General features: G+C 41.0%; 7 protein-coding genes and 2 pseudogenes. 2 read left to right on the top strand and 7 right to left on the bottom strand.

What is annotated here, in order from left to right:
- Positions 1-34: 34 nt before the first annotated feature.
- Positions 35-1,423: a MocR-like pyridoxine biosynthesis transcription factor PdxR gene (gene pdxR / locus DRF63_RS03110; protein ID WP_233432347.1), complete on the top strand. Its 1,389-nt coding sequence runs from the start codon at positions 35-37 to the stop codon at positions 1,421-1,423.
- Between the two features lie 77 nt (positions 1,424-1,500).
- Here pdxR and frr read toward each other — a convergent pair whose 3' ends face one another.
- Positions 1,501-2,058 carry a ribosome recycling factor gene (gene frr, locus DRF63_RS03105; RefSeq protein WP_005596791.1) on the bottom strand — a complete coding sequence of 186 codons (558 nt, stop codon included), beginning with the start codon at positions 2,056-2,058 and terminating at the stop codon, positions 1,501-1,503.
- A gap of 183 nt (positions 2,059-2,241) precedes the next feature.
- A complete protein-coding gene (gene pyrH / locus DRF63_RS03100) occupies positions 2,242-2,955 on the bottom strand; it encodes a UMP kinase (protein WP_005596787.1) in 714 nt (237 codons plus the stop codon).
- A 111-nt stretch (positions 2,956-3,066) separates the two neighbouring features.
- On the opposite strand from pyrH, the gene DRF63_RS03095 reads away from it, so the two are divergent.
- Positions 3,067-4,620 carry a phosphoethanolamine transferase gene (locus DRF63_RS03095; RefSeq protein ID WP_005596785.1) on the top strand — a complete coding sequence of 518 codons (1,554 nt, stop codon included), beginning with the start codon at positions 3,067-3,069 and terminating at the stop codon, positions 4,618-4,620.
- A gap of 129 nt (positions 4,621-4,749) precedes the next feature.
- On the opposite strand, the gene tsf is transcribed toward DRF63_RS03095, so the two are convergent.
- The 5 genes and pseudogenes from tsf to DRF63_RS03070 all read right to left on the bottom strand — a co-directional run bounded on the left by tsf (position 4,750) and on the right by DRF63_RS03070 (position 12,800).
- Positions 4,750-5,601, bottom strand: a complete 852-nt coding sequence (gene tsf / locus DRF63_RS03090) for a translation elongation factor Ts (protein ID WP_005596783.1) — start codon at positions 5,599-5,601, stop codon at positions 4,750-4,752.
- Positions 5,602-5,696: 95 nt separating this feature from the next.
- Positions 5,697-6,413, bottom strand: coding sequence for a 30S ribosomal protein S2 (gene rpsB / locus DRF63_RS03085; protein ID WP_005596781.1), 717 nt, complete (start codon positions 6,411-6,413; stop codon positions 5,697-5,699).
- A gap of 264 nt (positions 6,414-6,677) precedes the next feature.
- Positions 6,678-8,280: pseudogene (locus DRF63_RS11405) on the bottom strand (ABC transporter ATP-binding protein/permease).
- 144 nt (positions 8,281-8,424) lie between these two features.
- Positions 8,425-10,564 (bottom strand): annotated as a pseudogene (locus DRF63_RS03075) (TonB-dependent siderophore receptor).
- Between the two features lie 235 nt (positions 10,565-10,799).
- A complete protein-coding gene (locus tag DRF63_RS03070) occupies positions 10,800-12,800 on the bottom strand; it encodes an ABC transporter permease (protein WP_005596769.1) in 2,001 nt (666 codons plus the stop codon).
- Positions 12,801-12,906 lie beyond the last annotated feature (106 nt).

Genomic DNA, 12,906 nt, shown 5'->3' with positions numbered 1-12,906 from the left:
AGCATCAATTTAATAAATATTAATGATGTCAGAAGTGAAAAAATTAAGCTATCTACTCAATAAGCAGCAAACTACACCGCTTTATTTACAACTTTATCAGCAAATCAAGCGGTCTATTTATAGCCAAGAATTGCAACTTGGCGATAAATTGCCGTCTAAGCGTCACCTCTGCGAATACTTACAAATCAGCCAAAACACGGTGGAAAGTGCTTATGCACAATTATTGGCGGAAGGTTATATCGAATCCAAGCCTCGCAGCGGTTTCTTTGTCTGTTTTCAAGCTGAGCTGACTTATCCGAGTGCTAATGTCGTAAAAAATTTTATAAATTCGACCGCTTCTACAGAGTATGAGATCGATTTCAACTCAAATAAAATCGATAGCCAATCTTTTCCATTAAATCGTTGGAAAAAGTGTGCCAATTGGACAAATAAAGATTTTTTAAATATGGGCGATAAGCAAGGTGATCTCAATTTACGCCAACAGATCTCCCAATATTTATTGGCCTCACGTGGAGTAAATTGCGAACCGAAACAAATCGTAATTGGGGCGGGCGTAGAAAGCTGCTTACAGCAATTGATTTTATTATTTCAACAGCTCAATCCTGCTATGAATTGGGCAATGGAATCTTACGGTTATCCTACGGTAGAAAAATTATTGAATCTCTATCAAAAGCCAATTTTTAAAATGCCGTTCAGCTCGGAAAATTATCAACTGGATATATCTTTTTTGGAACAGAACCAAATTAACGTAGCGTATCTGACTCCTTCGCATTTATATCCGTTCGGTCATATTTTAACCATTGGACAACGCCAACAATTACTCGAATGGGCGGTAGCACAAGACGGTCGTTACATTATTGAAGACGACTACGACAGCGAGTTCCGCTACACCGGTAAACCGATTCCTTCACTGCAAAGTTTAGACCGACAAGATAAAGTGATCTATTTAGGATCATTTTCTAAATTACTCATGCCCTCACTGCGGATTACGTTTTTAGTGCTACCTCGCAATTTATTAAGCGAATATCAGCAATATTGTGAATTTTTTAATGCCTCGGTTTCTCGCTTAGAACAGCAACGTTTAGCCAAATTTATTCAATCCGGAGAATTTGAAAAACATATTAATCGAATGAGAAAAATCTACCGCCGTAAAATGGAATTATTGTGCGAACTACTCTCGCCTTATACCAAACAAATTAACTATTATGGCGAACATTCCGGCTTCTATTTGCTGATTGAATTATTAAACGAAACAAGAACGTTAGATCAATTAGTCGAACTGGCAAAAGCACAGAAAATTAAGGTCTATCCGATTCATCACCAACAACGCAGATTATTTAGTTTAGGCTTCGGTCATTTGTCGGAAGAACAACTTCGGGAAGGATTAGACAAGTTGCTACACTGTTGGGATATTGCTTGCTAACAAGCGGTCAAATTTTACAATTTTTTTGCAAAAATAAAGGCACGTAAACACGTGCCTTTTTCTTCATTCAGCAAAGATTAGAAATCTAATAATTCTTTTTCTTTTGCCGCTAATACTTCATCTACTTTTTTCACATAACCGTCAGTGATTTTTTGGATCTCGTCTTGTGCTTTACGCTCTTCGTCTTCACTGATTTCTTTGTCTTTTAATAACGCTTTGATTTGATCGTTTGCATCACGACGTACGTTACGGATTGCAATTTTACCTTGTTCGCCTTCGCCTTTTACGATTTTGATTAAATCACGACGACGTTCTTCCGTTAATGGCGGAAGCGGAACACGGATGGTTGCACCGGCTGATGAAGGGTTTAAACCTAAATCGGAAGTTAAAATCGCTTTTTCTACCGCACTGATTAAAGAACGGTCAAATACGTTTACCGCTAATGTACGCGCATCTTCCGCCACTACGTTTGCTAATTGGCGAAGCGGTGTCGCAGAACCGTAGTATTCTACTTGGATACCGTCTAAAAGACTTGGTTGCGCACGACCGGTACGAATTTTAGAAATATGGCTTTTTAACGCTTCTAAGCTCTTTTCCATACGATCTTGCGTATCTTTTTTAATTTCATTGATCATTTGTTGTTCCTTTCAATATTTGAGTCAATAATCTTGTCAATTCTACCTAAATCCCTTTCGTTTTCATAGCCCTAACGCCAAATTTCTCGCTTACCGAACAGTGACGAGCAAACAAAAAACGGTCTGCTTTCTTTATTTGCAAATAAGTAAAGAAAACAGACCGCTTGTATCGCATACGGATTATTAAGAAATAATCGTACCTTCGGTCGTACCGGTAATCACTTGTTTTAATGCGCCCGGTTTCACCATATTGAATACGCGAATCGGCATACCGTGGTCGCGCGCTAACGTAAACGCCGCTAAGTCCATTACTTGTAATTCTTGCTCGATGACTTCCGCATAAGTTAATTGATTATACAGTTTCGCATCGGCAAATTTAGCCGGATCTTTATCATATACGCCGTCCACTTTAGTTGCTTTTAAGACGATGTCCGCTTCGATTTCGATACCACGTAAACAAGCTGCGGAATCCGTAGTAAAGAACGGGCTACCGGTACCTGCAGAGAAAATTACCACACGTTTTTCACGTAACATTTTGATTGCTTCGGACCAGTTATAAGTATCGCAAATACCGTTTAATTGGAATGCCGACATTAATTTTGCATTAACATCCGCACGGTGTAACGCATCACGCATTGCCAAACCGTTCATCACGGTTGCCAACATCCCCATATGATCACCCACAACACGGTTCATACCGGCTTTCGCTAATTTCGCACCGCGGAATAAGTTACCGCCGCCGAGTACCACACCGACTTCCACACCCATTTCAATCAATTCTTTAATTTCTAATGCCATACGATCCAAAATAGACGGATCAATACCGAAGCCTTCATCGCCTTGTAATGCTTCGCCGCTTAATTTTAATAAAATACGTTTATAGATTGGGTTGCTCATTTTAATTGCCTCTTAATGCTGTATGGACTAAAAACAAAATTACGCTATTATAGACCATCCGATTTAAACAGGAAATAAATAAGAAATCATATTTATAATTTGGAATAAAAAATGATACAAAAATTAACAAAACAACAAATCATTTATACCGTTATTGCCGTTCTACTCGCAATCTTTTCGGGCTATGTGATGTTGAAAGGCTCAGGCTTTTTTCCTTCTCCGACCTTAGCCGAAATACTGTTTGCCGTGATACTGATTATCGCGTTAGGCAGTTCTAAGCTCTCTTTTTACGGCTTATTGTTACCGATTGCAATCGGTTATGCGCTTTACACCCCGATTGGTTTATCCTTCGGCGCACCGTCTTATCAATATATCGCTTCTTTATTCGCCACCGATTTATTGGAGGGCAGAGAATTTCTTTCGCAATTGCCTCTTACCAACTATTTACTGGCTGTCGGAATGTTGGTAGCGGTCATTTTTTTCCGAAAAATCACGAAAAAACATCGAATCAACTTTTTAAATAATCGTGCGTTTATCGTCTGCTCGCTAGTCATTTCCTTATTCAGTCTGGCACCCTTTAAATTCTTTCACGAGTTTTTTAACGAAAGTATGAAAGTAAAACAAGAATTGGAAGCCTTAAATAACAGTACGGAAATTCCGTCCGAGTGGGGAACTTCAACCCTTTCCGCCGATTCGAAATATGACGATTATGTACTGGTAATCGGCGAAAGCGCACGTAAAGATTACCATCACGCTTACGGCTATCCGGTTGAAAATACGCCGTTTATGAGTAATGCAAAAGGCACTTTGATTGACGGTTTTACCGCCGGCGGCACCAATACTATTGCTTCATTAAAATTGCTATTGACCAAACCGAATACTCAAACTTGGGAAGGCAACTATCGTTTGAATTTAGTGGAATTAGTCAAATCCGCCGGTATTAAAACCTACTGGATTTCCAACCAAGGCTATTTAGGTCGTTTTGACACACCGATTTCTTCATTAGCAAATAAAAGCGATGAGAAAATCTTCTTAAAAACGGGCGATTCGTTTAGCCAGAATATCAGTGATTTCGCTTTATTACCGAAATTTAATCAGATTGTTTCACAAAACGCTCAGGGTAAACGTTTTATTGTAGTACATCTGTACGGTTCACACCCGATTACATGTGATCGCCTCACCGATTATCCGAAAATCTTTGATGATGCGAAAATTGCGCAAAAATATCACAACGTGAACTGCTATCTTTCTTCAATGAAGAAAACCGATGAATTACTGGAAAAATTATATAACGAGTTAAATCAAAATAAAGCGAAAACCGGCAGAAGTTTCTCTATGGTTTACTTCTCCGATCACGGCTTAATTCATAGCGAAGACGACAAAGGCATTCATATTTTAAATACCGCACAAGGTAAGTTACATTTTGACGTGCCGCTATTTAAAATTTCAAGCGATGATACCGAACGCCACGTTTATAAAGTGTTTAAATCCGGTTTAAACTTTACCGACGGTATCGGCAAATGGATTGGCATTACTAATGAGAAATTAAATCCGCAAGCGGATTTATTCAGTAATCAAAGCGATAAGGACGATTACGGATTAAAGCAAGTGATCGAGAAGATTCCGGCAAAAGCCGATCCGGCGATTGTGATTCCGATTAAATAAGTTCGGCAAACACGACAAGCGGTTATTTTTAGTATGCTATTTGCAAAAATCCGAAGAAAAATGACCGCTTGCATAGCAACAGACAGAAAAAAAGCAGGCTAATCGCCTGCTTTTTTATTAAATTGAGAATTAAGCGTTACCGCCGGTAATTTTAGCAACTTCCGCTGCGAAATCTTCTTCAACTTTCTCGATACCTTCACCAACTTCTAAACGGATGAAGTTAGTTACTTTCGTATTTACAGATTTTAAGTAGTCGCCTACTGATTGTGAAGGATCCATTACAAACGCTTGACCTGTTAATGAAACTTCACCAGTGAATTTCTTCATACGACCTTCAACCATTTTCTCTGCGATTTCTTTCGGTTTACCGGAGTTGATTGCGATGTCGATTTGGATTTGACGTTCGTGTTCAACAACTTCTGCAGAAACGTCTTCAGGATTTACGAATTCAGGACGGCTTGCAGCAACGTGCATTGCAACTTTTTTCAATTCTTCGTCCGAACCTTCACCCGCTACTAATACACCGATTTTAGCACCGTGTAAGTATTGTGCGATTACTTGACCGTCTAAGTATTGAACACGACGAATGTTCATGTTCTCACCGATTTTAGCCACTAACGCCGCACGTTTTTCTTCGAATTGTGCCGCTAACGTTTCAATCGTTGTACCTTTGTTTGCTAATGCGAAATCAGCAACTTCGTTTGCTAAACCTAAGAAACCGGCATCTTTAGCTACGAAGTCTGTTTCACAGTTCATTTCAACTAATACGCCGAAGCCTGCGCCGATACGCGCTAAGATAACGCCTTCAGCCGCTACACGACCTGCTTTCTTAGCCGCTTTAGCTTGACCTGATTTACGCATGTTGTCGATTGCTAATTCGATATCACCGTTTGCTTCCACTAACGCTTTTTTACATTCCATCATACCTGCGCCAGTACGTTCACGAAGTTCTTTTACAAGTGATGCTGTGATTTCAGCCATTTTGTATTCCTCTAAGGTTAAATTAGATAAGAAAAGCAGGAGGATAAAAATCGCCCCTGCTCTAAAGTGATTTAAGGGCTATGCCTTAACAATGATTATTCAGCTGTCGCTTCTAACTCAGCTTCAACGTTTGAACCGCGACCTTCTTTAACTGCTGCTGACGCTGCGTCTAAGTAAAGTTGGATTGCACGTGTTGCATCATCGTTACCCGGAATGATGTAATTAACGCCGTCCGGAGTAGAGTTGGTATCAACGATAGCAAATACTGGAATACCTAAGTTGTTTGCTTCTTTGATTGCGATATGCTCGTGGTCGGCACCGATAACGAAAATCGCATCAGGAAGACCAGCCATATCTTTGATACCGCCTAAGCTTAACTCTAATTTTTCTAACTCACGAGTACGCATTAACGCTTCTTTTTTAGTGATTTTGTCAAAAGTACCGTCTTGAGTTTGAGTTTCTAAATCTTTTAAACGTTTGATTGACTGACGAACTGTTTTCCAGTTAGTTAGCATACCACCTAACCAACGGTGGTTTACGTAGAATTGTTGGCAATCTACTGCTGCTGCTTTAACCGCTTCAGACGCTGCACGTTTTGTACCTACGAATAAAATTTTACCGTTGTTGCTTGAAATGCGAGTTAATTCTGCTAAAGCTTCGTTGAATAAAGGTAAAGTTTTTTCTAAGTTGATTACGTGAACACCGTTACGCGCACCGAAAATGAATGGTTTCATTTTTGGGTTCCAGTAACGAGTTTGGTGACCATAGTGAACGCCCGCGTTAAGCATATCGCGCATAGAAACTTGTGCCATAAGAATTTTCCTTAAATGTTGTTTGCTTTGTCACTTATGAAAGACAAAGCGGGGTTTAGCCTCCACATATCCTAATAAATCAACCACTTACGTAGCACCCCGACCATTAGCTTGCGATATGTGTGTGTTTTAGTGTTAAAAAAATAAATGTAAATGTTTCTCGCCTAAAATTCTTCAGACAAAAAACGGGGCGAATTATGCCAAAAAACGGACGAAATTACCAGCAATTTTTTACAAAAATACCGGTAAATTTAACCGCTTGTTTTAGCTGCAATAGCCGCAATCCATGCACTCGCAACGTTCCCTTTCGCTTAAATTGATCTGCTTATTGTGGAACTGTTGTAAGGTACAACGATGCCCGACGCTGATAATAATACTGTTCGGCAATCGCTCTCTAATCGTCCGATACAAAATCGCTTCGGTCGGTTCGTCTAATGCCGAGGTGGTTTCATCAAGGAAAATCAATTCCGGCTTCGCAAGTAGGATACGGACAAATGCTACTCGTTGCAATTCACCCGGCGAAAGTGTCGCTTGCCAATCGGTATCGAAATCCAACGAATCTACATATTTATGCAAACAACATTCTTGCATCGCCGCTTTTAATTGTTCGTCCGTAACCGATAAATTCGGATAACAAATCGCATCACGTAAACTGCCTTGCGGCACATAAGGGCGTTGCGGTAAAAACAGCGGCTGTTCTAAGCAAGCACGCTCCGCCACTCCGAAGGTTTCAAACGGATAAATCCCAGCCAATGCTTTTAATAGCGTGGTTTTGCCCGTACCGGAAGCACCTTGAATCAGTAACGAATCGCCGGCATGTAGTTCGATATTGATATTTTTCAGCAAAATTTGACCGCTTGCATCCTTAATACCGAAATCTTTTAAGACAAATCCTCGAGAACACGGATACGGTATGTGTATCGGCATTCGATCGAGTTTATTCAGCGTAGTAAAGAATCCGTATAAACGATTCAAACGGGCTTGGTATAAGGTAAATTCCTCATAAAACAAGCGGAAAAAAGACAACGCACGCATTAAGCGGTTAAAGGACTGTACCGTTTGGTGCATATCACCTAATGTCGCTTGGCCGGCAAAGAAACGAGGCGCTTGCAACATCAGCGGTAAAATCATCGCCACTTGCGTCACACCGGTGTTAAAACCGTCTAGCCCCAACATTTTGCGTACAATTTTCCAGCGATTGGCAATAATATAATCGAATTTAGCGGTTAAATTGCGTTGTTCTCGTGATTCACCTGAATAGAAAGCGATACTTTCGGCATTGTCTCGCACACGAATCAACGAATAACGATAATCCCCATAGAATAATCGTAAATTCAATGGTCGCGACAATCGAATTAATCACACCTCGAGTCACTTCCACCGTTCCCGAAACAAAAGCCGCCGCGTCTTGTTCGATACGCTGATCGATATTATCCGGTAAATTTTTTTCGTACTGTAACAAGTAGTAATTTTTATTTTGTAGCCAACGATGCAGCATTTCGCTATTCAGTTTTTCCAACCATTTAATTTCAAACGATTGGGTAAGAAAATAATTGATGATCGAGTGAATAATTTTCACGATCACTAATAACGTATTAATCCCCGCAAAAAACCAAAACGCCTCAACCGCTTTATCCTGTAACGATTTGTATAAGCCATTATAGAAAAAGGTATTGAGTACGCTAATCCGCACTTCAAGTAGGATCAAAAAGATCAACAATAAAAGTAAGCCGAGCGTTTTCCCTTTATGGCTTTTCTGCCAACAAGGTTGAGTAATATGCCAAAAGCGCTGCCCGAACTCGGTTTGCTTGAGTAACCGACCCGTTGCTAAAAGCCCAGCAGATACGCAGCAAAGTGCCGTTATCAACCATAAAAAACTATTATTTAATTCTGTTTACCAGTTCATTTAAAAATGTATTAAAAAAATAATAACTTACGTTTCCGAATAAAAAAACAAGCGGTCGGAATTGGCAAATTTTTTGCAAAATCCGACCGCTTGCCAAATGGAGATTTAGAATGAATATTCCATATTTGCCCAGTAAGTACGAGGCATACCTAACACGGCAAAACTGCGGTCATATTGACCGCGTTGTACTTGCCAGTAATGTTTATTAAAGGCATTTTCCACCCCGCCACGTAAAGTTAGCGTTTGTTTATCCGCTACTTTCACCACATATTTCGTACCGAAATCCACTGTGGTATAAGACGGTAAACGGTAATTCGCCGTACTATCTTGGTAAGATTTACCATAGTATTGCAATGCGGCATTCAGCGTTAAGTTAGCCACAAACGGCGTATCCCATTCCACATTCGCTTTTGCCATCCAACGAGGGCTGGTTACTTGCACGCCGTCGGTAATCACATCGGCATAAATCGAGAAATCAAAAACTTTCGCTTGGTTATAAGTTAGTCCTAATGACGGACGTAACGTATTATTTAGCAAACTCGCATAAGTATTCAATTCAATACCACGGTTACGCTCTTTGCCATGCTCTTTACCTGCAAGTGCTTTCAACACCGCTTTATTACCACGAATAATCCCCGGACGGCGAATCTCATACGCACTTAGCGTAGTAGTAAGCCAATTATCCCAGTTTTTACGCACCCCCACTTCGATTTGCTTGCTGACACGAGGACTATTCATTTCGCCGGTTTCAACATCAATATTACTCGGTTCTAAATCTTCCAAATAGTTACCGTAAAGTACTTAAATCCGGATTCGGCACATAAGCAAGGGTTACCATAGGGCTAAAGCGATCCGCTTTCACTTCCGTACCGGCTTTTTTATCTTGTTGCTTAATCCATTGGAAACGACCGCCTAAAGTTAAGAGAACGGTATTTTCCACAAAGCCCAATGTATCTGCGAATGCAAGGCTATTGGCACTCAATTTCGAATCCACACCCTGCGTATTTGCAGTTAAATCAAAATTCTTTAATTGAGCAAAACTCGGGGCATAGATTGTGCCGCCTTTAATTTTTCCGTTAGTTTTACTGCTTTGGTCATGATCTAGCTGGCGTATCACCGAATCAAAGGTTAAATTCCAGTTATGTGAAACCGCTCCTGTTTCAAAGTCCCCTTGTAATTTCAAATTACCGCTGGTCGTACGAGAACGGAAATCAATGCCACGAATACCACTAACTTCAAACTCACCATTCTGCTTAGGTGAAGTGATTTGTCCGAATGCGCCCGAATAACGTGACTCCATATGACCTAAACCGCCGGATAACATCATTCCGTAAGGCAAATCATATTCGAATGTCCCCATCACGGTTTCGTCTTCGGTGGTCTGCTCGAGCCAATGCGGATTTAAGTTGGTTTTACCGTTTGGTGCGGCAGGCGCCGTATAAGCAAGATTTTGCAAATCCTGTAAACGTGCGCGTCCGCCGTCCGTATCACGTTTGCTGTACATATAATCCAAACCGACACGCAACGCATCGCCACGATAATCGGCACCGATTGCCAATTCTTTATTCATTTCATCGTAATCATGACGAGCGGTATCACCGTCACGATATTTACCGCTTACACGCACACCCCATTCGTTATTCGCCCCGAAACGGCGACCGAAATCGAAGGTTTCTTGTAAACGATTATTGCTATACCAACCGAAGCCGATTTTATTAATCTCTTCATCGGTTGCGCGTTTGGTCTCGATATTCATTGACGCACCGGCAGAACCTTCCGGATCCATACCGGTAGTTGCGGTAGAAGCACCTTTAATTAACTGTGCTGAGGCTACCGCTACAGTCGGAGAATTGTAAGTCGAATATAAACCGGCTAAACCGTTTACACTCACTTGGCGCATATCTAACTGTAAATTACGCACATACACACCGGAGAGCGTATTGCTCTCCCCGCCAAAATTCATTACGGAAGCGTCGGTTTTGGCAATTGCATCCACTACATTACGCGGGGCTTTATCTTCAAACGCTTTCTCATCATAATTGACTACGGAAATCGGTGAAGTAAACGCGGTCTGTCTGCCTAGCAAACTCAAATTCACAATTTCTTTTTGTTTATCGCCCGCCGCTTTTGCTTTTTCAAATTGTGCGGTCACATCAACTTGTTCTAATGTTGCCGCTTCATCCGCCTGCACTACTGTAGGTAATGTAAATAATGCCGTATAAATCACGCTATGTTTAAATTTCATAAGACGCTTCCATAAAATAATTAATGAGGATCTATAAATATTGATAGATTTTAATTATTGAAAATCATTATCAATAACAGGCGCGAATCATACAGACGTTTTAAATAAAAATCACTCTCATAGATTGCTCTTTATTTTTATTTACAAATCAATGCTAAAAAACAAGCGGTTATTTTTAGCCCAAAACTTGCAAAAGTTTGAATAAAAATAACCGCTTGTTAAAAATCTATAAAATTTAAAACTGCCGTTTATCTTTCATTAACCAACCGAATAAGCCGATAATCGACATCATCACAATAATCAAAGTCGAGCCGTACGCCACCGCCAATCCGTAAGCACCGTCTTCCACTCGATTCAGAATATAAGAGGTTGCTACTCTGGTACTCGGCGAGACTAAAAATACGATGGCACTAATCGTAGTCATAGAACGAACAAAACTGGTGACTAACGCCGATAAAAATGCCGGTTTTAACAAAGGCAAGGTTACAAACAATAACGTTTTAAGCGAACTCCCTTTTAAAGAAAACGAGGCTTCATCGAGCGATTTATCCAATTGCTGTAATGCCGCCATACAAGCTCGCATTCCAATCGGCATATTACGTGTTACCATCGACAACACGATAATCGCCGCCGTACCGGTAAGATAAAGCGGCGAATGATTAAACGCCAGCACATAAGACACGCCGGCAACCGTTCCCGGTGCGGCAAAACAAAGCAAGGTAACAAATTCCAAACTCTGCTTACCGACAAAGTTACGGCGAGTCAGCAAATAAGTGATTAATAGCCCCAATACCGCACTGATCGGAGCGGCAATCAGCGAGAACAACACGGTTTGAATCAATGACGGAAAACCACCCTGATCTAAGCCTTGCCCGAATAGATTGCGATAATTTTCTAAGGTAAAGCTATGATCCACGCCCCAATTCACGGTAAAGCTACCGTAAAAAATCGAACCGTACAGCAAAACGGTAAAACCGACCCACACGGCGAGTATGCAAAAAATTAGGCTTTTTAGACCGCTTGGTAACGGCTGGAATGTACCTCGATACCCCTTTCCGGATACCGTGACATAAGATCCGTTGCCAATCCACCAATATTGAATCAGAAAAAACAGCAAGGAAAAGCCAAGTAAAATTGCGCCTAAACCGCTTGCCGCCGCATAATCCAACTGCGTGCCGACAAGGTAAAAATAAATTTGGCTCGCCAACACATCAAAATTACCGCCCAACACAAACGGCGTACTAAAATCGGCAAGCGATTGCACGGTAATTACCAAAAACGAATTGGCTAACGCCGGCTTGAGCAGCGGCAATAATATAAAGCGGAATGTTTGCCAGTTATTTGCTCGTAGCGTGTAACTCGCTTCTTCCAATGCCACGTTAGACGATTTTAACGCACCTTCTAAAATCATAAACGCCATCGGTGTCAGCGCTAGGGTGTGCGAAACGGTGATACCTGTAAAACCATACAGCCAGCTTGCACTAAATCCGAAATATTCCACCAAAAATTCGGTAATATAGCCGGAACGCCCAAGCATTAACGCAATGCCCAAACTCACCACAAAAGGCGGCATAACTATTGGCAGAACCGAAAAAAACTTACTGAGCAAGCGGGTACGTTTGCTTGCCATTCGAGTGGTATAAAGTGCAAAACATAAACCGAGTACAGTGGATAACAAGCCCACCGTTGCCGATACGCTTAACGAATTCCAAATAATCCGTAAAAGATAGCTTTGTTCTAGGATCGCAAACGAATCGCCCTCGCTGAACATCGTGCTAAAAATTGTGGTGATCGGATATAAAATAAAAAGTGCTATCGTCAATATCACTACTAACAAGCTCACGATCATAAAGCGATCGGCTTGTAACACCTTTAAATTCGCCAACGCATTGCTGCTGATTGCTAATAGTGCGAAAGCAAGAAAAATAATCGCATAGCCGAAACGATAGTTGAGATAAACGGCGGAAGATAACAGAAAAAGTGTGAGCAACAGCACCAGACCTAATTCGATTCGGCTGCGTAAGATGCGATCTTTTATGAAACGAAACGCCGGAAAAATCAGTAAACCGCCAAACCAAAGCCAACTGATATTAACGTTACTCCAGCCCATTGCCGCTGCGAGTTCGCTTTTGGTTGCGCCGAATAAGCCGTAATCTAACGCCTGCGAGGGCAAGCAAGCAAAGGCAAGCAACGCTAGTAAGATCCAAAAATAAGAATGAGAAAAACGTTGTAACATAAAGGGGTTGTGCTATTCAAAAAAAGAAACCACGGCATAGCGTGGTTTATAAGCGGTTAAATTTAGCCAACATTTTGCAAATGCCGTTTGTAAAATTCGGGAGAAA

It is taken from the genome of Actinobacillus pleuropneumoniae, from assembly GCF_003290385.1.
GTDB lineage: Bacteria > Pseudomonadota > Gammaproteobacteria > Enterobacterales > Pasteurellaceae > Actinobacillus > Actinobacillus lignieresii.
Note: the sequence above shows the minus strand (reverse complement) of the source record. Positions and strands in the feature narration are given on the sequence as shown.

Bases quoted from the DNA above. Each gene is read 5' to 3' on its own strand.
- frr (WP_005596791.1), bottom strand. From the start codon at position 2,058: ATGATCAATGAAATTAAAAAAGATACGCAAGATCGTATGGAAAAGAGC.
- pyrH (WP_005596787.1), bottom strand. From the start codon at position 2,955: ATGAGCAACCCAATCTATAAACGTATTTTATTAAAATTAAGCGGCGAA.
- DRF63_RS03095 (WP_005596785.1), top strand. From the start codon at position 3,067: ATGATACAAAAATTAACAAAACAACAAATCATTTATACCGTTATTGCC.
- tsf (WP_005596783.1), bottom strand. From the start codon at position 5,601: ATGGCTGAAATCACAGCATCACTTGTAAAAGAACTTCGTGAACGTACT.
- rpsB (WP_005596781.1), bottom strand. From the start codon at position 6,413: ATGGCACAAGTTTCTATGCGCGATATGCTTAACGCGGGCGTTCACTAT.
- DRF63_RS03070 (WP_005596769.1), bottom strand. From the start codon at position 12,800: ATGTTACAACGTTTTTCTCATTCTTATTTTTGGATCTTACTAGCGTTG.